Source organism: Acidimicrobiia bacterium (genome assembly GCA_040880805.1).
Lineage (GTDB): Bacteria > Actinomycetota > Acidimicrobiia > IMCC26256 > DASPTH01 > DASPTH01.
Window position 1 is genome coordinate 115,236 of record JBBDHW010000024.1, and the last position, 18,655, is coordinate 133,890.

Consider the following 18,655-nt stretch of genomic DNA (forward strand, 5'->3'; position numbering starts at 1 on the left):
CGCGAGTACGGCGTGACCTGCGGCATGCACTCGGTACTGTGCGGCAGGTGACCAGGGTCGATGTCGCGATCGAGTCCGCGATCGAGCCGCCGCGACGCGGTGCACGTGAACGCGCACCGCTCACGCTGTGGGCCGTACTGGTCCTTGCCGGAGCCCTTCTGGTGCGGCAGTTCGTCGACCCGGTCGCTATCGCGCGTCACGATGCCGTGCCGCTCCACGCGAGCTTCGACCCGCACATCGAGATCGCGGTCGTGTTGCCTCTCGCGATCGCGCTCGCGCTGATCGTGTGGGGGGCGCGATTGGCTGCCACGCTCGAATGGCGACGGCTGCTCGCGGGAGCGTGGGTCGCGTCGACATCGTGGGCGATCGGACTGGCGGCCGTCCGGGGCTGGGGCCGGATCACCGCGCCGCTCGAGCACTCGGGCGAGTACCTCGCGCTCCTGCCAGGCATCCACTCCATCCCGAGCTTCCTCGACGGATTCGTCGAAAACATCCGCCATTACCCAGTTCACGTGCAGGGGCATCCTCCCGGCTTCGCCACGCTGAGCGCGTCGCTCCACGCGGGTGGCTTGGGATCGCCCGTGCTCGTCGCGTTGTTGTGCATCGTCGTCGGTGCGGCGGCGGCCCCACTCGTGCTGGTCGTGGTGCGCGAGGTCGTCGACGAGGAGTGGGCGCGGCGTTCGGCGCTGTTCGTGGTGCTGGCACCGATGTCGATCTGGATCGCGACGAGCGCGGACGCGTTTTATGCCGGTGTGTCGTGCGCCGCGACCGCGCTCGTGGTGCTCGCCACCGGGCGGCAGGGCTCGAGGGGCGACGCGTACGCCGTCGGCGGCGGCATCCTGTTCGGAGTCCTCGCGTATCTCTCGTACGGCCTCGTGCTCGTCGCGGTGATTCCCCTCACGGTCGCGGTGTACCGCCGCGCCCCGCGTCCGGTTCTGCTGGCGTGCGCGGGCGCGCTGCCGGTGGTCGGCGCGTTCCTGCTGTCGGGGTTCTGGTGGATCGACGGCTTGCTGGCCACCAGGGATCGATACTTCGCCGGTGTCGCATCTCGGCGTCCCTACCCGGTGTTTCTCGTCGCCAACCTCGCGAGCTTCGCGATCGTGTTGGGACCGGCGGCGTTCGTGGCGCTGACCCGACTCCGTCACCGTCGGGTATGGCTGTTGGTCGCAAGCGCGCTCGCCGCGGTCGCGCTCGCGGATCTCAGCGGGATGTCGAAAGGGGAGGTGGAGCGCATCTGGCTACCCTTTGCGCCATTCGTCCTCGTGTCGTGCGGCGCCCTCTGGTCGGCCCGCGTCACGAACGGCACGCGAGATCGACGGTTCTCGACCGGCACAATGTGGTTGGCGGCGCAGGCCGGCCTGGCCGTAGGCCTCGAGGGATTGGTACGAACCGCATGGTGATGTCGAGCCGGGTCTTGGTCGTCGATGACGATCCGACCGTTACCGAGATCGTCACGCGCTACCTCGAGCGCGAAGGGTTCGTGGTCGAAGCAGTGGGCGACGGGAACGAGGCACTGGCACGCGCGATGGCCGAACCCCCCGCGCTGGTGGTGCTCGACCTCATGTTGCCGGGCATCGACGGCATCGAAGTGTGTCGGAGGCTCCGGGCCTTCGCGCCGATTCCGATCGTGATGCTGACCGCGCGCGGCGACGAGGAAGATCGCATCATCGGCCTCGAGCTCGGGGCCGACGACTACATCTCGAAGCCGTTCTCGCCGCGCGAGTTGACCGCGCGGGTCAAGGCCGTGTTGCGCCGAGTCGAGGCTCCGGTGCCTGCCCAGCAGGCGGCGACCATCACGTGCGGCGACGTCGAAATCGATCTTCGGGCTCGTGAGGTGCGCCGATGCGCGGAGCCCGTCGCGGTCACCGCGCGCGAGTTCGACCTCCTCGCCTTTCTGGTGCTGCGCCCCCGGCATGCGTTCCGGCGGGAAGAGCTGCTCGAACAGGTGTGGGGCTACACGTACGGTGACACGGCGACGGTCACCGTGCACATTCGACGATTGCGCGAGAAGATCGAGGAGAACCCGTCGGAGCCGCGATGGATCAAGACGGTGTGGGGCGTCGGGTACCGGTTCGATCCCACATGAACACTTCTCCCCGCGGCACCGATCTGTCCCGTGTCCTGCTGGCGGCTCTCGTTGGCGCGTCGGTCATCGTGCTCGTTGCAATCGCCGCGCGTGTCCCCGCCGCCGACGCCGTCAAGCTCGCCGCCATCGGGAGTGGAGTCGCGCTTGCGGGCGCGATCGGGGGAGCGTGCGTACTCCATTTCGTGCGCCGGCAGTCGCTCGCGGTGCAGATCGCCGCAACCGCGCTCGTCGTTCTGATCGCGGTCGGAGCGGGTGCGTTCGTCGCTGCACAGGCCATGTTCTTGAGCGAACACGATCTCGCAGCGCTCAGCGTGATCCTCGTAGCTGCGGGCGTGGTCGGCGTCGGTACCGCGGTCGCGCTGGGCCGGCGCGTCGGACGCGCGAGCCAGACGCTCATCGACGTCGCGCGTGGCATCGGTACCGGTGAAGTCGCACTCGTCGAGAGCCCGCCAGCGGTGCCTCAGGAGCTTGCGCGCCTCTACCACGAGTTGCTCGTCGCGTCGGCGCGACTCGATGACGCGCGCCGAAGAGAGCAGGCACTCGAGGCGTCACGCCGCGAGCTCGTTGCGTGGGTCTCACACGACCTGCGCACTCCACTCGCGGCGATCCGCGCCGTCGCGGAGGCGCTGGAGGACGGCGTCGTCTCCGATCCCGAGACCGTCGCCCGCTACCACACGACCCTGCGAGTGGAAGCCGACCGCCTGAGTGGCCTCGTCGACGACCTGTTCGAGCTGAGCCGCACCCAAGCCGGCGTACTGCGGCTGGAACTCGGCCCCGTATCGCTCGGTGATCTGGTCTCCGACGCGATCGCCGGCGCGCGGGCGACGGCGGAGGCAAAGGGTGTTCGCATCGAAGGCCGGCTCGCCGCGACCGCAACCGACCTCGACGCGTCCGCGGCTGAGGTGCTCCGCGCGCTGCGCAACATCTTGGAGAACGCGATCCGTCACACCCCGAGCGACGGAACCGTGCTCGTGGAAGCCGATGCCGACGACGACTACGCCTACATCTCGGTGCAGGACTCCGGAGGTGGGATACCCGACGATGATCTACCGCGCGTCTTCGACGTCGCGTTCAGTGGCAACACGGCTCGTACCCCGGGGAGCGGCGCCGGTCTCGGACTCGCGATCGCGCGTGGCCTGGTCGAGGCGCATCGCGGCGACCTCACTGTGCGCAACGAGTGCGACGGTGCGCGCTTCACCGTTCGCCTGCCGCTCTCGGTACCTCGCGAGTGGGCTTGATGCGCGTCCTGGTGACCGGCGGTGCCGGGTTCATCGGCTCGCACATCGTCGAAGAACTGGCTGGGGCCGGCCATGAAATCGTCGTCCTCGACTCGATCCATCCGGCCGCCCACCACGAGTTCCCCACCTGCGTCGTTCCCGGCGTGGAGTACCACTGGGCCGATCTTGCCGACACGGAAACGCTGCATCGGGTGACGAGCGGGATCGACGCGGTCTGCCATCAGGCGGCGATGGTGGGGCTCGGCGAGGATTTTGGCGACGTCGTGGGCTACGTACGCGACAACGCGTGCGGCACCGCGCACCTCCTCCACGCGCTCCACGGGCGACGCTTCCGCGGTGCGTTCGCGCTCGCGAGCAGCATGGTGGTCTACGGCGAGGGCCGGTACCGCTGTGAGCGGCACGGTGAGATACGTCCCGAGCCGCGCGAGGCCGCGCGTCTCGCGAAGGGCGACTGGGAGCCCCGATGCCCAACGTGTGATCGCGAACTCTGTCCCGAGGCGGTTCCCGAGAGCGCGCCGGCTGATCCGCGTAGCGTGTACGCCGCGACCAAGCTCCACCAGGAGCATTTGTGCGGACTGTACGGACGCGAACACGGCGTGCCCGTCACTGCCCTCCGGTACCACAACGTCTACGGGCCGCGCATGCCGCGCAACACCTTGTACGCGGGCGTCGCCGGCATCTTCCGGAGCGCGCTCGAGCGCGGGGAGGCGCCGCAGGTGTACGAGGATGGTGATCAGCTCCGCGACTTCGTCCACGTCCGAGATGTCGCCCGTGCCAACCGCCTCGCGCTCGAAGCGGAGTGTCCGTACAACGGTCCGCTGAACATCGCGAGTGGCACCCCTCGCTCGGTCTACGAGCTCGCCGCCGCGCTGAGCCGCAACCTCGGGCCCGACGCCCCGCCACCGGAGATCGTGCCGCGCTACCGCCTCGGAGACGTGCGGCATGTCTTCGCCTCGCCGAACGCGGCAGCTCGACGCCTCGGCTTCGTGGCTGCCGTGTCATTCGACGACGGCATCAGGGAGTTCGCAGCCGCGCCGATGCGTTGAGCGCCCGCCGCGAGCCCGCGGCGTAGATGAATTGGTCTACTCGTGGGTAGACTCAGGGCTGTGAGCACAACGATCAGGGTGAGTGAGCAGACGCGAGCACGATTCGCGAAGCTGGCCGATGTAACCGGGCGGCCGATGACCCAGCTCCTCGACGAGGCCGTGGATGCGCTCGAGCGCCGAGTGTTCTTCGACGAGATGTCGGCTCGTTATTCCGATCTACGCGGCGATGCTCACGCCTGGGCGGAGATCGAGTCGGAACGCGCCGTCGAGAGCCATGCGCTGCGTGATCGTTCGGTGTGACCTCGCGCCGGGGTGAGATCTGGCTCGTCGACTTCGGCGAACCGATCGGCACCGAGCAAGCCGGGCGGCGCCCGGCGGTGGTCGTGTCCGCTGACCGCTTGAACGACAGCCGCGCGGGCGTCGTCATCGTCGTGCCGTGCACCACGACACGTCGGGGGTTGCCGTCGCACATCGAGATCGAACCGGGAGCTTCCGGTCTCGACGATGTGAACTACGCGAAGTGCGAGGACGTGAAGTCGGTTTCCGAGCAGCGCATGATCGCCCGGCTCGGTGTGGTGGGAGACGAGCCGCTGTTCGCGATCGCTCGAGCGCTCAGGTTCTTGCTCGACTTCTGAGTGGCTGACGGTCAACGGTCGCCGAGGGCGACGGCCTCCGGTTCGGGTGGGCCGTATTCGTCGGCGCCCGGGGACGCGACGCCTTCCGCCGCGGTGACGCGCCGCACGTTCCGCGTGAGCACCCACCACGCCACCGCCCAGGCGACCGCGAAGCCGCCCACGACGAAGGCCGCGACCCGTGGCCCGGCCGCGTCGGCGATCGCCGATGCCACCAGGCTCGAGATTCCGAGCGACAGCGTGATCAGCGCGAAGTCGACCGCGAAGACACGCCCTCGGATGTAGTCCGGAACCAGCACCTGCAGCCCGTACGTGGACAGCGCCCACTGCGTGCCTCCGCCGAGGTGCGCCACGAAGATCACCACCGCCGCCACCCACAGCGCCGGCGCCAGGCCGAGCGCCATGTACGAAAGACCGAAGACGCCGAGCGCGAGTCCGATCACGCGGAACAGGCGTCGGTGTTCCGGCCCGCTCAGACGGTGACCGAAGAACGGCCCGATCAGCGCACCGACGCCGCGCGCCGCCATCAGCACACCGACGCCGATGTCTCCCTTGTCGAACACGTCGACTCCGAAGACGGGAATGAGCGCGAGCACGCCCGCGGCGAGTCCGAACCCGCCCTTCACCGAGATCAGCGCGAACACGCGACGGTCACTTCGGGCGTAGTGCACGACCTCGACCGTCGCCGCGACCATCTTGGGGTGTTCGTGGTCGGGCTCGCGCTGCTCCGAGAACGATCGACGGATGCCCGACAGGACGAGCGCCGAGAGGAGGAACGACATCGCGTCGATCACGAAGGCCGTGTCGCGCCCGAACACCGTGGACACGACGCCGCCCACCGCAGCACCCACCGCGAGCATCGTGCCCCACAGGGACCCGCCCAACGCGTTGGCCGTCGGCAGATCCTCGGGTTCGACCAAGTTCGGGATCGCGGCGTTGGAGGACGGCTCGAACGGCGCGCTGAACACCGAGAGCAACGCCAGCAGCGGGTAGGCCAGCCAGACGGTGTCCGGCCCGACCAGCAGGAACGCGGCGCAGATCGCGACCCGGGCCAGGTCGCACCAGATCATGAGCTTGCGTCGGTCGAGACGGTCGGCCAGCACGCCGGCCACCGGTGATGCGAGGAAGAAGGCTGCTTGCTGGGCAAGGATGGCGAGGCCGACGTCGATCGCGCGACCGGTCGTCTCGAGGATCAGCCCCGTGATCGCGACGAACAGGAACCAGTCGCCGCCGAGCGAGATGACCGAGGCAAAGAACAGCCGTCGGAACTCGCGGTTCCGCCCGAGCAGCGAGAAGCCGGCGCGGAACCCGGTGCGCCCCGAGAGCTCTCGGTGCACTCGCTCCTCGGGAGACAAGCGCTCGCCCCCGACCATCGGGGTGTTGTACCACGTTGCGGTCTGCGAGACTGGCGCGCGTGGACTTCGCCACGCGCGCTGATCTCGCGGGCCGTCTTCGCGGTCTGGTCATTCTCCTCGACGATCACCTCACGCTCGACCAGTGCCGATCGATCGACGAGCGCATCGACGCCGACGAGTTCGGATCGGCGCTCGAGACACTCGCCGACTGGCTCGCGGAAGCCCAGACGCCGGTCCCTGACGACATCCGCCGCGACTTCGAGCGTCTGTCGTCGCAGATCGGAAACGCTGAGCGCGTGATGGGTCCGCTCAACGAGCACTGCCCGCAGGAGACGTGATGAGCCTCGCCGCCCAACTGACCGGATCGATCCTCATCCTCGCGGCCTTCGTCGGCGTGCAGATGCGCAGGCTCAGCAGCGTCGGGCTCGCGTATCTGATCGCGAACGTCGTGGGCTCGGTCCTCTTGTTGGTGACCGCGGTGGTCGAGACGCAGTGGGGCTTCGTGCTCCTCGAGGTCGTGTGGCTCGCGGTGTCGCTGTGGAGCCTCGTCCGACTGCTCGCCGGTCGCACGGTCGACCCCGCCCACTGACCCATGATGTAGGAGCGAGTGGCCGCGAGCCGGGTACCCCGGCGAGCAGCGAGCGACCCATGTCAGGAGCTCGATGGACCTCGGAGTGCGGGACCAGGGATACCTCATCGTCGGCGGCACGGCCGGCATGGGGTTCGAAGCGGCGCGCGCGCTGGCCGCCGACGGGGCGCGCATCGCGGTCGCCGGACGCGACCGCGACCGGGCTTGGGGTGCCGCCGACGCGATCCGAGCGGAGTACCCGGCCGAGGTCGTGCCGATCGTCGGCGACCTCAGCAAGGGGGCCGAGGAAGCCGAGCGGGTGGTGGCCGAGGCGACCGAAGCCCTGGGGGATCTGGCCGGCATGGCGATCACAACCGGAACCAGCGGGCTGGCACACAGCACGTTGGAGGATGCCACCGACGCGGTCTGGGACGAGGCGGTCCAAGACGTGCTCATGACGATCGTGCGGACGGTGAAGGCGGTGCTGCCGCAGCTCGTCGATCGCGGATCGGGCACGATCGTCACCACGTCGGCGTACAGCATCCATGCACCGCACTCGAATCGCATGCCGTACGTGGCGCTCAAGGCTGCGATCGCGGTGTTCACCAAGAACGTGGCGAAGTCCTACGGGCGCGCGGGGGTTCGGGCGAACTGTGTGTGTCCGGGCGCGATCGAGACGGGGGGCCTGGCCGCGCTGCGCAGACAGATTGCAGCCGAGCGCGGGATCCCGGAGGACGGTGTGCTCGAGCGGGTCATGGTCGAGGAATGGCACATGGATGTCGCGTTGGGCCGTCCCGGACGCCCCGACGAGGTCGGTGACCTGTTCGCCTTCTTGCTCTCGCCGCGCGCCGGATATCTCACCGGCGCGTTGATCAACATCGACGGCGGCACCGACTTCTGACGGCGCTGGTAGATGGGCTACGCGGTCGGTTCCAGTTTGATGGCGTGCTCGGGGCAGCCGTCGACCGCGCGCTGCGCGGCTTCGAGGTGTTCGTCGCCGACTTCACTCCGTAGCGCGATCGAGAAGCCGTACTCGTCGGGACAGAACAGATCCGGCGACCCCGCGTAGCAGTTGCCGTGTGCCTTGCACAGGTCACGGTCGACTGCGAGTTTCTGCGTTGCCATCCGCACCACTGTACGGCGGTGGTCTCAGTGGAACCTCTTCCTCCGCGCGAGGTCGGCGCCCGTCGGCGGAGGCTTCGCGGCGACGCCGGGCGGTGGGCGATGGGCCGCAGCAGCCAGCTCCGCCAGCTCTGCGAGAAGCTCGAGGTCGGTGCGCGACTCCACCGCGATGCCGATCCAGTCCGAACCGCTCCGGAGGAGGATGACGCGCTCATCGGCCTTCAGCCGGGCCCGTTCGGCGCTGATCACCTGCCGTGTGAGCCGCAGCGCGAGCCCCACGTCACGGAAGTTGGCGACCTGGGTACCGTTCACGAACCAGGCGGGTCCATCGGTGAAGATCCCTTCGCCTTCCATGAACCCGTCGACTCCCAACATCGTCTTCACGACCTGTCGTTCGAGTTCCGGTTTCATCGAGGGGTCAAGAGTATGAGCGACGACGACGTCCTACCCCAGTTCTGTTCACAGTGCGCGACTGCGGTGGAACTGATCGAAGTCGGCGGCGAGCCGGTCTGGGTGTGCCCGAGCTGCGGGCACCGTCAGCACCGTCGCCAGATCGTCGGGGTCGCGGTGATCGTGATGGAGGAAGGTCGGTTGCTCATGGTGCAGCGCCGCTACGGCCACGACGCAGGCGCGTGGTGCATCCCGTGCGGTCACGTCGGGTGGCACGAGGACGTACGTGAGGCCGCGGTCCGGGAGCTCGAGGAGGAAACGGGCCTCGTGGTCGAGCTCGACGGTGTCTTCGACGCGCACACCACGTTCCACGACCGCAATCGGCACCACGCAGGGATCTGGTTCTCGGGACACCGGGTGGGGGGCACGCTGCGTGCGGGCGACGACGCCGTCGATGCCGACTTCTTCGCGCTCGACGACTTGCCCGCGCCACTTGCCTTCGACACCGACGAGAGCGTGATCGAGAAACTGCGCGCGGATCGCGCTCGGTGATCAGCTGGCGTGAGTTCCGCGACTGTCCGGTCGTCAACGATCGCGGCTGCTTCGGGCTCATCGTGCCCGGCCCGAAGCTCGAGGACCTGCGCCGTGATCCGCGCGATCGGGGCTTCGATGCGCAGGCGCTCGTCGAGTTCACCCTGGAGCGCTGCCTGTTGACGCGCACCGAGGGCGACGTCACATTCCCCAAGGGCCACACGGTGTGGAAGGCGCGGTGAAGTCCCCCTCCGTTTGTTGATAAATATGATCGAGAAGTAGGCTTTTAGGGATCGGCGCTCCCTGGAGGCACGCATGACCCACACGAACGAGCGGCGGAACACCGCAGTCGTCGGTCTGATCGTGCTGGGTGTCGGGCTCGCGGCCGCGCCACTCGTCTTCTCGATGTTCGATCGCGCACCAGCCGGCGGCGAGATGATCGACGAGTTCCGGCCCTTCATGACCCAGGCGCAAGTCGACAAGTTCCGCGGGTTCCTTGTCGAGATGGGCGCAGCCGCTGACGAGCAAACTGCTGACGTCGATCCTGCGGCGGCAGCTCGACTCGGCGTCAGCCCGGCCGAATACGCGAGGCGCGTGACGTACGTGCACGCGTTCGAGCGGGCATGGCCGGGGATCGATGCCGACATGAGTGACATGCTCGATCGGATGCAGCGGAATCTCGGTAACTACGAAGGCGTCGACGCGCTCCCGCCGTTCCCGCTGTTCCCCGGGTTCTTCGTCGTTCCGGGTCTCCTGGTAGCGGGCTTCGCCGGCGCTGCTCTGATCGAGCGCCGGCGAGGACGCAGCTCTCGCGGCGCGTTGATCGTGGTGGTCGTGCTCGGATTCGGGATCGTTGCCGCACCGGCGGTGTTCCAGATGTTCACACGCGCACCGAACGGCGGCGAGATGATCGATGACTTCCGTTCGCTGATGACGCGCGAGAAGGTCACGACGGTCCAGGGGTACTTCATCACCATTGGGAACGGCGAAGCCGAGATACGCAACGTCGCGTTGCCGACTGCTGCATTGCCGTCGGGGAGCACGCCGGCCGTCGACCGCTTCGTTCGCGACTGGCCGCGCATCAACCGAGAGATCGCGCCGTTCGTGGGGGTCATGGCCGACAACGTCGACAACTTCGCGGCGGTCGACGCGCTCCCTCCATTCGCGCTCTTTCCGTGGTTCTTCGTGATACCTGGCGTGCTGATTGCCGGGCTCGGCCTCATCGCGCTCCGCATTACGAGCCGTTCAGCACCTGCACATCAACACGTTGGAGGTTCAGTGAGCAACGCAAGCAAGCCGACGATCGTCACCGGGACTCTGCTCGCGGTGGCCGCCGTATTCCTCTTCGCGACCCCCGCTCTCGCCAAGTCGAGCAAGTCGACGGCACTCGTCGGCACGTTCAAGGTCGATGCGGCTGACTGCGCCGCCGCCGCGCCCACGGCCGGCTCGTACTTCCGAATGGTGCAGACCGGTGGCAACACCACGAGCGGTCCGTTCGTACCGAACGCCGACTCGTCGTGCGGTGACAAGACCTACACCGCGCTCGCTCCCGGGACCGGTAGCGGGCTGGTGACCGGCAAGTATCAGGCGCAGCCGACCCCGCCGTTCGACTCGGCCGGCAACGGGACCGCCACTTCCATCTTCACGCCCACGAAATTCTTCGGTGTGAACTTCGCGGTCTCGACAAACAAGACCGATCCCCAGACGGGCGACACGACGAAGGTTCCCAGCGTCAAGGCCGGGGCCAAGGGCGCGCTCAGCGGGAACATCGACGCGTTCGGCGTGGCCTACGGCCAGCAGCAGTTCAACCAGGGATCACCGAAGCCCGATGGGTCGCGACCCTCGGGCACGAAGGGCCCGAGTGGCACCTACAACGCAAAGACCGGCGCCTACACGCTGGAATGGACGAGCGCGATCGTCGGTGGCCCGTTCGACGGCTTCACCGGTGTATGGCACCTCGAGGGCAAATTCAAGAAGGCGAAGTCATGACGAACAGAACGGAGAGCGTCGCATTGAAGCAGCTCTTCAGGTTCCCGAACCCGGTGAACGAGGTGTCCGCGCGGTTGGTGGCCGCGGGCGTCGTCGTGATGAGCGTGGCGACAATCGTGTTCGACCAACCCTGGATCCTCGTGCTGCTCGCGTACGGCTTCGTTGCCCGAGTGCTCACTGGGCCCACGCTGAGTCCGCTCGGTCAGCTCGTCACGCGCGTGATCACACCGCGGTTGCCGTTCCCGCCGAGGTACGTGCCCGGTCCTCCCAAACGGTTCGCGCAGGGAATCGGCGCCACGTTGTCCGTCACCGCCCTGATCCTGCACTTCGGGTTCGGTGCGACCGATGTCGCCTACGTGCTCGTCGGGATGATCGTGATCGCGGCCACGCTCGAGTCGGTCTTTGCGTACTGCCTCGGGTGCAAGATCTTCGCGGTGCTCATGCGCATCGGGGTGATCCCCGAGTCCGTGTGCGAGGAGTGCGCCGACATCTGGCGCCGGTCAGGCGTGGGCGCGTGACCAACGTTGCGGCGCTGGGCGCGCTCGCCGACTCCTACGAAGCCCGTCATCTTGCCGCGATGGGCGCCATCGTGTGAGCGTGGGGGAGTGGCGGATCCCCTGGACGAACTGCAACTCCTGCTCCGACCCGGCATCGAGGGATGCCGGGCCCGGCAGGTTCCGCACGTCACCGCCATCACCGGAAGCGTCGCCGTCGGGAAGAGCGCCACCGCGCGGCTTCTGCGGGAGTCGCTGACCGCCACGGTCGACGGGCTTCGGGTGGAGATCGTGTCGTCCGACGGGTTCCTGTACCCGAACCGGGTGCTCGACGAGCGCGGGCTCGCGATGCGGAAAGGCTTTCCCGAGAGCTACGACCGCGACGCGCTCGTCGCGTTTCTCGAAGCCGTGAAGGCGGGGGAGCGCAACATCCGCGTCCCGGTGTACTCGCACGAGGAGTACGACGTGCTCGACGAGCAGCAGGTGCTCGTGGAAGCCGAAGTCGTCATCGTGGAAGGACTCCACCTCTTGGGTCTGTCGGACGCGATCGACGTGGGGATCTACGTGGACGCCGCCGAACCCGACATCGAGCAGTGGTACGTAAACCGGTTCCTCGAGCTTCGGAGCAGCGGCGATTCGTTCTACCGGCAGTTTGCGAGCATGTCCGACGACGACGTGATCGCGTTCGCCCGCCAGGCGTGGGCGGCGATCAACGCGGTGAACCTCCACCAATACATCCTCCCGACCCGCGAGCTCGCCGACGTCGTCGTGGAGAAGGCCCCGGACCACTCCATGAGGCGGATCCGCCGTCCGCGTGACACCATGAGCCTGTGATGGATCAAGAGCTGGTCGACATGCTCGAATCGGTGTGGGACTCCATCGAGACGATGGGTGAGGACCTCACCGAGAGCGAGTGGAAACGGCATACGGAGCTTCCCGGGTGGACGGTGCAGGACAACCTGGTGCACCTCTCCGCGATCGAGGCGATGAGCCTCGGCCGGCCATGGAGGGGGCACGAGGCGGCCGATCTGTCCCACGTGAAGAACGAGATCGGGAAGTCCAACGAGCACGCGGTCGATTCCCGGCGGGGATGGACCGGTGCCGAGGCGTTGGCCGAGTTCCACGTGCTCACGAAGGAGCGGATCGCGCAGCTGCGCGCCCTCGACGAGGAAGGCTTCGGCGGCGAATCGTGGACCCCCGTGGGCCCGGGAACGGTGCGTGACCTGCTGCCGTTCCGCATCTTCGATTCGTGGGCTCACGAGCAAGACATGCGGCGCGCCGTCGCCCGGCCGGGGAACCTCGACTCGGACGCGGCCCGGTTCTGCCAGAACATGGTGGTCGACGCGATGCCCTTCGTCGTCGGGAAGAAGGTCGCGCCCCCCGACGGTTGCACGATCGTGTTCTCGATCACCGGTCCCTTGCCACGCGAGGTCACGATCCAGATGGTCGAGCGTCGTGCGGCGCGACTCGACGCGGTGCCCGACCATCCCACCGCGCGGCTCACGATGGACAGCGTGACCTTCGAACGCGTGGCGTGTGGCCGCGTCGACCCGGCGTTGACGCTCGCGGCCGGTGAAGTGCAGATCGACGGCGACGACGAGCTCGGGCGACGCGTCGTCGGCGAGATGAACTACATGTTCTAGGCAGAAAGGTTTCTTGCGATGGCGCTGGTGCAGAACGTGGTGCATGGGAGCGCGGCCGAGCGGGTCCTGCTGCTCATGCACGGGTACGGCGCCGACGAGCGCGACCTCGGTGGCCTCCTTTCCTATCTGGATCCGGAGGGGAAGTTCGTCACAGTGCTCCCGCGCGGTCCGCTCTCCGCGCCGCCGGGCTTCTCGTGGTTCGACGTGATGACCGCCGATCCCGATGAGGCGCGCGAAGGGTTCGTCGCCGCGCTCGCCGCGGTCGACGATCTCCTCGACGAGGTCTGTGCGGAGCACGACATGCCGCGCGACGAGGCAGTGGTCGCCGGCTTCTCGCAGGGCGCCGGCCTCGCGTTCGCGCTCGGAGTCGGTCGGAGCGACCGTCCCCATCCTGCGGGCGTGATCGCGATGAGCCCGTTCGTGCGCCTCGAGGTGATCGACGTCGACTGGGACGCCGCGCGCAACATCGCGGTGCTCCTCCAGCACGGCACCGACGACCCGATGGTGAAGGTCACCAACAGCCGCGAGCTGGCGAACCTCCTCGCCGAGCACGACGTGCCGCTGGTCTTCGCCGAGTACCCGATGGGCCACGAGGTCGCGCTCGAGAGCGTGCAGCAGGCGCGGACGTGGCTCGACGCGATCCGAGTCGGCGAGCGCCCGTCGGAGCCGCTCCCGGCACCTCCTCCCGAGAGCCCGGTGAAGCCGGTGACCACCGCCGAGTTCGACACCGAGGTGCTCGGTTCCGACATCCCGGTGATCGTCGACTTCTGGGCGCCGTGGTGCGGCCCGTGCCGTCAGGTGGGCCCGGTCGTCGAGCAGATCGCGGTGATGCGCCAGGGCGCGTACAAGGTCGTGAAGGTGAACATCGACGAGGAACCCACCCTCGCGGAGCGCTACGACGTGCAGAGCATCCCGCTCATCGGGTTGTTCAGAAACGGCCGGCTCGAACGGTCCTCGCTCGGCGCCAAGCCGCGCCCCCAGCTCGAAGCCGAGCTCGGGATGCTCGTCATTCCCTGATCGTGATGGCGCCGGCGGGGCCGGCGTGGGTTTCGCCGACGATCGCCGCCGCGAGTGCGCCGCGCGTTTCGAGGGCACGCACGAGGTCGGGCGCTGCGTCGGCGGCGACCGCGAGGAGTAACCCACCCGACGTCTGCGCGTCGGCGAGCAGGAGCTGCTCGCTCTCGGCGAGCCCGTTCCAGTCGACCGACTCGCTCACGAACGCGTGGTTGCGCTGCGTGCCGCCGGCAACCATTCCCGCGTCGAGGAGGTCGCGCACGCCGTCGATCACCGGCACCGCGCGCGGGTCGACGTCGGCGGCGAGACCGGCTGCGGTGACCAGCTCACGCAAGTGCCCGAGCAGGCCGAAGCCGGTGACGTCGGTAGCCGCGTGCACCGCGTCACCGATCTCGAGCGCGGCATCGCGCGCGGAGGCGTTCAAAGTGGTCATCACCCGGATCGCTTCGTCGACGAGCGCGGGCGGCGCCTCGCCGCGTTTCACCGCGGTGGAGATCACGCCCAGGCCGATCGGCTTGGTGAGCACGAGCGCGTCACCGGCGCGCGCACCCCGGTTCGTCAGTACACGCCCGGGGTGGACGGTACCGACGACCGCGAGGCCGAACTTGGGCTCCGGGTCGTCGATCGAATGACCACCGGCAATGATCGCGCCCGCGGCGCGCACGACGTCGCCGCCGCCGTCGAGCACGCGCGCGAGCAGCTCGAACGGCAGGCCCTCGCGGGGCCACGCCACGATGTTCAGCGCGAGTAACGGCGTGCCGCCCATCGCGTACACGTCGGACAGGGCGTTGGTGGCTGCGATACGTCCCCAGTCGTAGGCGTCGTCGACGATCGGCGTGAAGAAGTCGGTGGTGACGACGAGCGCGAGATCGTCGCGCACGCGGTAGACGGCCGCGTCGTCGGCGGTGTCGAACCCCACCAGCAGGTCGGGGTCTTCGGGTGCGTCGATCCCGCGTACGAGACCGAGCACGGTGCGCAGGTCGGCGGGTGACAGCTTGCACGCGCACCCTGCCCCGTGTGAGTACTCCGTGAGCTTCACGTGTCCCCCCAAGGGAGAGAGGGGTCAGCCGGGGCGGGCGGCGCCCCAGGGGGTGCCGTAGAACGGCGCGATCTGGACGACGGTGCCGCTGTGGGGCGCATGGATCATCATGCCGCCGCCGATGTAGAGGCCGATATGGCCGTCCCAAGCGATGAGGTCGCCGGGTTGGGCCTGGCTGAGCGGGACGTGTGGGAACATGTTGTATTGCTCGGTGGATCCGTGCGGCATCGCGACACCCGCCGCACCCCAGGCCCGCATCGTGAGCCCGGAACAATCGAAGCAGTCCGGACCAGCGCCCCCGTAGCAGTACGGCTTGCCGAGCTGAGCCTGCGCGTACGCGATCGCACCCGCCGCACCCTGGCTGGGAGCGGGAATCTTCCTCGCGGTCGTGTCGGCGCCGGCTCTGCTGGTCGCGGCGGCGGCCGCCGCTGCGATTCGCGCGCGGGCCGCGGCTTCTTCGCGAGCCTTGCGTTCGGCTTCGGCCTTGGCGACGAGCTCCGCGATGTCACCCTTCACCTGCGCCAGCAACGCGCGTTGCGTGTTGTCGCCGGCGACGAGCTCCGCCTTCGTCGACTCGATCTCCTGCTTCTTGGTCTCGGCGGTGGCGCGCGCTTCGTCGGCGTCGGCCTTGCGTGCCGCGAGGTCCTCCTTGGCGCGCGCGAGCTGATTCACCAGGTGCTTCTCGCGCTGCGCGGCGAGCGCGGTGTACTTCCGGCGCGCGTTGAGGTCGGTGGCGCTCTTCGCGTCGAGCTCGGCTACGCCTCCCGACGAACTCGACTGGATGTAGACGTCGGCCGCGCGGCGTGCCAGCTCCTGGCGCAGGTCCTTGGTCTTGGCCGTCGCGGCGGCAACCAGCGCGTCGGCCACGGCGATGGCGTCGTTGGCGTTGTCGAGCGCGATCTGCGCGCTGTTGATCTGCTCGTTGAGCGCGTCGATGCGACGGCCGTTGTCGGTGATCTGTTGCTCGAGCTGCGCGGCCTCGGCCTGCTTGTCGTCGATCGGAGCCGCGGGTGCAGTGGTGGCGGGACCGAGCAGAGACCCGACCGTCGCGACGACGAGCGCCAGCGGCAGCAGTCTCAGCACCCGACGCCTCATGTGGGGACCCCGTACGTGAACAACATTGAACCCCGATAACAACAAAGCCGTACGTCAGTCACACTGACGCACGGCCCGAAGTCTGGCACGCTAGCGGAGTTGTTCTGGAACGGTCCAGACGGGCAGGTCAGACGGCCCAGCCCCGGGTGGGCGGCGGATCGCCGGGCTTCGCCACCTCGGGGTAGCTCCAGGCCATGGCCTTCGCCACCTCCTTGACGACGCGTTGCCACTCGTCGGGATCCCACCCCTCCGCCGACGCGACGAGGCTGGTGTCCTGGCGGAGATGTACGAAGGCGGGCAGGTGGGTGAGGCCGAGGCTCTCGACGAAGGCGCGGTCGGGGTCGATGAACGTGAGGTACTTGTCTTCGGCGTCGCCGAGCACACCGCGGGCGATGAACTCGTTGCCCGTCACGCAGAACGCCGTGTGGCAATCGGCGTCACCGAACACCGCGAAGATCCGCTCCGCGATCGGGATGAACACCGCCGCCTCGGGTCGCGGCGGGAGGATGACCAGACAGAGGTGGAACATCGTCGACCAGTCGTCGAGTGTCCGGGTGACACCCTTCGTGGTCGTGAGCTTCAGGGTCGGATCGGGATTCTTTGCCACGTTGACCTCCGCGGAACGGCCAAGAACTTAAGCGTAGGCTGCGCGATGCGGCGCCCGGAGCGCGAGCGAAGGGCGCTCGCCAGCGAACGAACGACCGCGAGCCGGGTGTCCCGGCTCGCAGAGAGTGAGCGAATGCTATGGGCGACATCGTCACGTTTCCGACCAACGGGACCGAGGGGCAGGGGTACCTGGCCGTCCCCGAATCCGGCGCGGGGCCGGGGGTCGTCGTGCTCCAGGAGTGGTGGGGCCTCAACGACCAGACCAAGGAGGTCTGCGACCGGTTCGCGTCGGAAGGTTTCGTCGCGCTCGCGCCCGACATCTATCGCGGTGAGATCACGACCGAGCCCGACGAGGCGGGCAAGTTGATGATGGCGCTGAACATCGAGCAAGCCGCGAAGGACATGGCCGGCGCGATCGACTTCCTGCGCGCGCACCCTGCGGTCACCTCCAACGGTGTCGGTGTCACCGGATACTGCATGGGTGGCGGGCTCGCATTGTGGCTCGCCACGTTGCGTCCCGACGACGTGCTCGCCGTCGTGCCCTACTACGGCGTGATCCCCTGGGAAGGCGCGCAACCCGACTACACGTTGCTGAAGGCCGCGCTGCAGGGGCACTACGCGCAGAACGACGACTTCGCCGGCCCGCCCGCGGTCGCCGCGCTGGAAGACCAGCTCGCAGCCGCCGGGAAGCACTACGAGTTCTTTCTCTATCCGGGCACGGAGCACGCGTTCACGAACCACCACCGCCCCGAGGTGTTCCACGAGGAGCACTCGCAGGCGGCGTGGGAACGCACGATGGTCTTCCTCCGGGAGCACGTGAAATAGCGCGCGGCGTCAGCCCAGCCCCATCGCCTTCAGCATCGACTGCGGGATCTCGTCGTCGCCGCGCACCAACATCGCAGCACGTTCCACGTTGATCGCGTCTCGTTCACGTTCGAGCCAGGTGTCCCACGGCCCGGGCGGGATCGCGCGTACGTCGCCGTCGGCGTCGACGCACGCGCGCAGGTACGCCTGGAGCTCACGCACCTCGGCTTCGCCGCCCACGGGGCCGTGGCCGGGCACGATCACGCCCGCGAGGTCGGCGACGGCCTCGAGCACCTCGGCCCACACCGCGGGGTTCCCCTGGAACGCGAGCGGGGTAACGCCGAAGAAGCAGATGTCGCCCGCGAAGCACAGGTCGGTGTCGGCGACGAGCACGATGATGTCGCCCTCGGTGTGGCCCTCAGCGGGAAGGAGCTCGACGCGAGGGGTGAGATGTGCGGGTCCGTCCACGATGTGCGTGACCGGGCGCGTGCCGAGCTCCTCGAGATCGTCGAACTCTCCCTCGAACGCGGGCATGAAGGCCTTGTAGGCGTCGAGCGGCATCGCGGCGTCGAGCACGTCGCTCGTCTGCTGCGAGCCGTAGACGGCGGCGCGTTCGAACGCCTTCGTACCGCCGCAATGGTCGATGTGCGCGTGCGTGAGGAGCGCGCGGCGCACCGGCACACCGAGCTTGGCGACCGCGGCGGCGAACGGCTCCCACTGCGAGCGCACCATGAGGGTGTCGATCACCGTGATGCCGTCGTCGTCGATGACAACGCCCGCGTTCGCCACGCCCGACTCGCCGCCGGGTTGGAGCCACGCGTACACGCCGTCGCCCAGCTCCGTGAGGGAGGGCTTCTCAGTCATGGCTCCGAGGCTACGCCGTCGATGACCCGGTCGAGCTCGGCGCGGGAGAGCTCGACCGCCTCGCGACGGCGGTGCGGCTGCCACCGTTCAGGAGTCGGAACCGCTCGTCGAGCCGCTCCGCGATCTCTGCAGGCGTCAT

24 protein-coding genes are annotated in these 18,655 nt (G+C 68.4%); 17 read left to right on the forward strand and 7 right to left on the reverse strand.

Features of this window, described 5'->3' with window-relative positions; translation table 11 throughout:
- Positions 1-47 precede the first annotated feature (47 nt).
- Genes WD271_05925 through WD271_05950 form a run of 6 tightly spaced genes read left to right on the forward strand, consistent with a single transcriptional unit; the run spans position 48 to position 5,005 of the window.
- Positions 48-1,400 carry a hypothetical protein gene (locus WD271_05925; protein ID MEX1007365.1) on the forward strand — a complete coding sequence of 451 codons (1,353 nt, stop codon included), beginning with the start codon at positions 48-50 and terminating at the stop codon, positions 1,398-1,400.
- Complete coding sequence (locus WD271_05930) at positions 1,400-2,086, forward strand: response regulator transcription factor (protein MEX1007366.1); 687 nt, start codon at positions 1,400-1,402, stop codon at positions 2,084-2,086. The genes WD271_05925 and WD271_05930 overlap by 1 nt, the downstream gene beginning before the upstream one ends.
- Positions 2,083-3,324, forward strand: coding sequence for a HAMP domain-containing sensor histidine kinase (locus WD271_05935; GenBank protein MEX1007367.1), 1,242 nt, complete (start codon positions 2,083-2,085; stop codon positions 3,322-3,324). Before WD271_05930 ends, WD271_05935 begins: the two co-directional genes overlap by 4 nt.
- Positions 3,324-4,370: an NAD-dependent epimerase/dehydratase family protein gene (locus tag WD271_05940; GenBank protein ID MEX1007368.1), complete on the forward strand. Its 1,047-nt coding sequence runs from the start codon at positions 3,324-3,326 to the stop codon at positions 4,368-4,370. Before WD271_05935 ends, WD271_05940 begins: the two co-directional genes overlap by 1 nt.
- Before the next feature lie 60 nt (positions 4,371-4,430).
- Positions 4,431-4,670 carry a hypothetical protein gene (locus tag WD271_05945; protein ID MEX1007369.1) on the forward strand — a complete coding sequence of 80 codons (240 nt, stop codon included), beginning with the start codon at positions 4,431-4,433 and terminating at the stop codon, positions 4,668-4,670.
- Complete coding sequence (locus tag WD271_05950) at positions 4,667-5,005, forward strand: type II toxin-antitoxin system PemK/MazF family toxin (protein ID MEX1007370.1); 339 nt, start codon at positions 4,667-4,669, stop codon at positions 5,003-5,005. Before WD271_05945 ends, WD271_05950 begins: the two co-directional genes overlap by 4 nt.
- Positions 5,006-5,016: 11 nt before the next feature.
- Here the strand turns inward: WD271_05950 and WD271_05955 are convergent, their stop codons facing one another.
- On the reverse strand, positions 5,017-6,375 hold the full coding sequence (locus WD271_05955; protein ID MEX1007371.1) for an MFS transporter: 1,359 nt from the start codon (positions 6,373-6,375) through the stop codon (positions 5,017-5,019).
- A gap of 41 nt (positions 6,376-6,416) precedes the next feature.
- On the opposite strand from WD271_05955, the gene WD271_05960 reads away from it, so the two are divergent.
- The 3 genes from WD271_05960 to WD271_05970 all read left to right on the forward strand — a co-directional run bounded on the left by WD271_05960 (position 6,417) and on the right by WD271_05970 (position 7,826).
- Entirely contained in the window at positions 6,417-6,695 is a 279-nt protein-coding gene (locus WD271_05960) for a hypothetical protein (protein ID MEX1007372.1), read from the forward strand.
- Complete coding sequence (locus tag WD271_05965) at positions 6,695-6,946, forward strand: hypothetical protein (GenBank protein ID MEX1007373.1); 252 nt, start codon at positions 6,695-6,697, stop codon at positions 6,944-6,946. The genes WD271_05960 and WD271_05965 overlap by 1 nt, the downstream gene beginning before the upstream one ends.
- 73 nt (positions 6,947-7,019) lie before the next feature.
- Entirely contained in the window at positions 7,020-7,826 is an 807-nt protein-coding gene (locus WD271_05970) for an SDR family oxidoreductase (GenBank protein MEX1007374.1), read from the forward strand.
- A gap of 17 nt (positions 7,827-7,843) precedes the next feature.
- Here the strand turns inward: WD271_05970 and WD271_05975 are convergent, their stop codons facing one another.
- Positions 7,844-8,050 (reverse strand): ferredoxin, encoded by a 207-nt coding sequence (locus tag WD271_05975; protein ID MEX1007375.1) that lies wholly within the window; start codon positions 8,048-8,050, stop codon positions 7,844-7,846.
- A 24-nt stretch (positions 8,051-8,074) separates the two neighbouring features.
- Complete coding sequence (locus tag WD271_05980) at positions 8,075-8,458, reverse strand: hypothetical protein (GenBank protein MEX1007376.1); 384 nt, start codon at positions 8,456-8,458, stop codon at positions 8,075-8,077.
- A 15-nt stretch (positions 8,459-8,473) separates the two neighbouring features.
- On the opposite strand from WD271_05980, the gene WD271_05985 reads away from it, so the two are divergent.
- The 7 genes from WD271_05985 (at position 8,474) to trxA (ending at position 14,111) form a co-directional block, all read left to right on the forward strand.
- Positions 8,474-8,989, forward strand: coding sequence for an NUDIX domain-containing protein (locus tag WD271_05985; protein MEX1007377.1), 516 nt, complete (start codon positions 8,474-8,476; stop codon positions 8,987-8,989).
- The gene (locus WD271_05990) at positions 8,986-9,210 is read left to right on the forward strand and encodes a hypothetical protein (GenBank protein MEX1007378.1); all 225 of its coding nucleotides are present in this window, start codon (positions 8,986-8,988) and stop codon (positions 9,208-9,210) included. The genes WD271_05985 and WD271_05990 overlap by 4 nt, the downstream gene beginning before the upstream one ends.
- Positions 9,211-9,283: 73 nt before the next feature.
- Positions 9,284-10,957, forward strand: a complete 1,674-nt coding sequence (locus tag WD271_05995) for a hypothetical protein (GenBank protein ID MEX1007379.1) — start codon at positions 9,284-9,286, stop codon at positions 10,955-10,957.
- The gene (locus WD271_06000; protein ID MEX1007380.1) at positions 10,954-11,475 is read left to right on the forward strand and encodes a DUF4395 domain-containing protein; all 522 of its coding nucleotides are present in this window, start codon (positions 10,954-10,956) and stop codon (positions 11,473-11,475) included. Before WD271_05995 ends, WD271_06000 begins: the two co-directional genes overlap by 4 nt.
- 87 nt (positions 11,476-11,562) lie before the next feature.
- A complete protein-coding gene (coaA, locus tag WD271_06005) occupies positions 11,563-12,285 on the forward strand; it encodes a type I pantothenate kinase (protein ID MEX1007381.1) in 723 nt (240 codons plus the stop codon).
- Positions 12,285-13,094, forward strand: a complete 810-nt coding sequence (locus WD271_06010; GenBank protein MEX1007382.1) for a maleylpyruvate isomerase family mycothiol-dependent enzyme — start codon at positions 12,285-12,287, stop codon at positions 13,092-13,094. Before coaA ends, WD271_06010 begins: the two co-directional genes overlap by 1 nt.
- Before the next feature lie 18 nt (positions 13,095-13,112).
- Positions 13,113-14,111, forward strand: a complete 999-nt coding sequence (gene trxA, locus WD271_06015) for a thioredoxin (protein MEX1007383.1) — start codon at positions 13,113-13,115, stop codon at positions 14,109-14,111.
- Here the strand turns inward: trxA and selD are convergent.
- The 3 genes from selD to WD271_06030 form a co-directional block, all read right to left on the reverse strand.
- A complete protein-coding gene (gene selD, locus WD271_06020) occupies positions 14,101-15,159 on the reverse strand; it encodes a selenide, water dikinase SelD (GenBank protein MEX1007384.1) in 1,059 nt (352 codons plus the stop codon). The genes trxA and selD overlap by 11 nt on opposite strands.
- A 12-nt stretch (positions 15,160-15,171) precedes the next feature.
- The gene (locus WD271_06025; protein MEX1007385.1) at positions 15,172-16,242 is read right to left on the reverse strand and encodes an NlpC/P60 family protein; all 1,071 of its coding nucleotides are present in this window, start codon (positions 16,240-16,242) and stop codon (positions 15,172-15,174) included.
- Between the two features lie 127 nt (positions 16,243-16,369).
- Positions 16,370-16,849: a hypothetical protein gene (locus WD271_06030; GenBank protein MEX1007386.1), complete on the reverse strand. Its 480-nt coding sequence runs from the start codon at positions 16,847-16,849 to the stop codon at positions 16,370-16,372.
- Positions 16,850-16,986: 137 nt separating this feature from the next.
- On the opposite strand from WD271_06030, the gene WD271_06035 reads away from it, so the two are divergent.
- Positions 16,987-17,673 (forward strand): dienelactone hydrolase family protein, encoded by a 687-nt coding sequence (locus WD271_06035; protein MEX1007387.1) that lies wholly within the window; start codon positions 16,987-16,989, stop codon positions 17,671-17,673.
- Positions 17,674-17,682: 9 nt separating this feature from the next.
- Here WD271_06035 and WD271_06040 read toward each other — a convergent pair whose 3' ends face one another.
- Positions 17,683-18,516 carry an MBL fold metallo-hydrolase gene (locus tag WD271_06040; GenBank protein ID MEX1007388.1) on the reverse strand — a complete coding sequence of 278 codons (834 nt, stop codon included), beginning with the start codon at positions 18,514-18,516 and terminating at the stop codon, positions 17,683-17,685.
- Between the last annotated feature and the right edge of the window lie 139 nt (positions 18,517-18,655).

Bases quoted from the DNA above. Each gene is read 5' to 3' on its own strand.
- WD271_05930 (MEX1007366.1), top strand. From the start codon at position 1,400: ATGTCGAGCCGGGTCTTGGTCGTCGATGACGATCCGACCGTTACCGAG.
- WD271_05935 (MEX1007367.1), top strand. From the start codon at position 2,083: ATGAACACTTCTCCCCGCGGCACCGATCTGTCCCGTGTCCTGCTGGCG.
- WD271_05940 (MEX1007368.1), top strand. From the start codon at position 3,324: ATGCGCGTCCTGGTGACCGGCGGTGCCGGGTTCATCGGCTCGCACATC.
- WD271_05955 (MEX1007371.1), bottom strand. From the start codon at position 6,375: ATGGTCGGGGGCGAGCGCTTGTCTCCCGAGGAGCGAGTGCACCGAGAG.
- WD271_05965 (MEX1007373.1), top strand. From the start codon at position 6,695: ATGAGCCTCGCCGCCCAACTGACCGGATCGATCCTCATCCTCGCGGCC.
- WD271_05970 (MEX1007374.1), top strand. From the start codon at position 7,020: ATGGACCTCGGAGTGCGGGACCAGGGATACCTCATCGTCGGCGGCACG.
- WD271_05975 (MEX1007375.1), bottom strand. From the start codon at position 8,050: ATGGCAACGCAGAAACTCGCAGTCGACCGTGACCTGTGCAAGGCACAC.
- WD271_05980 (MEX1007376.1), bottom strand. From the start codon at position 8,458: ATGAAACCGGAACTCGAACGACAGGTCGTGAAGACGATGTTGGGAGTC.
- WD271_05985 (MEX1007377.1), top strand. From the start codon at position 8,474: ATGAGCGACGACGACGTCCTACCCCAGTTCTGTTCACAGTGCGCGACT.
- WD271_05995 (MEX1007379.1), top strand. From the start codon at position 9,284: ATGACCCACACGAACGAGCGGCGGAACACCGCAGTCGTCGGTCTGATC.
- WD271_06000 (MEX1007380.1), top strand. From the start codon at position 10,954: ATGACGAACAGAACGGAGAGCGTCGCATTGAAGCAGCTCTTCAGGTTC.
- WD271_06010 (MEX1007382.1), top strand. From the start codon at position 12,285: ATGGATCAAGAGCTGGTCGACATGCTCGAATCGGTGTGGGACTCCATC.
- trxA (MEX1007383.1), top strand. From the start codon at position 13,113: ATGGCGCTGGTGCAGAACGTGGTGCATGGGAGCGCGGCCGAGCGGGTC.
- WD271_06025 (MEX1007385.1), bottom strand. From the start codon at position 16,242: ATGAGGCGTCGGGTGCTGAGACTGCTGCCGCTGGCGCTCGTCGTCGCG.
- WD271_06035 (MEX1007387.1), top strand. From the start codon at position 16,987: ATGGGCGACATCGTCACGTTTCCGACCAACGGGACCGAGGGGCAGGGG.
- WD271_06040 (MEX1007388.1), bottom strand. From the start codon at position 18,516: ATGACTGAGAAGCCCTCCCTCACGGAGCTGGGCGACGGCGTGTACGCG.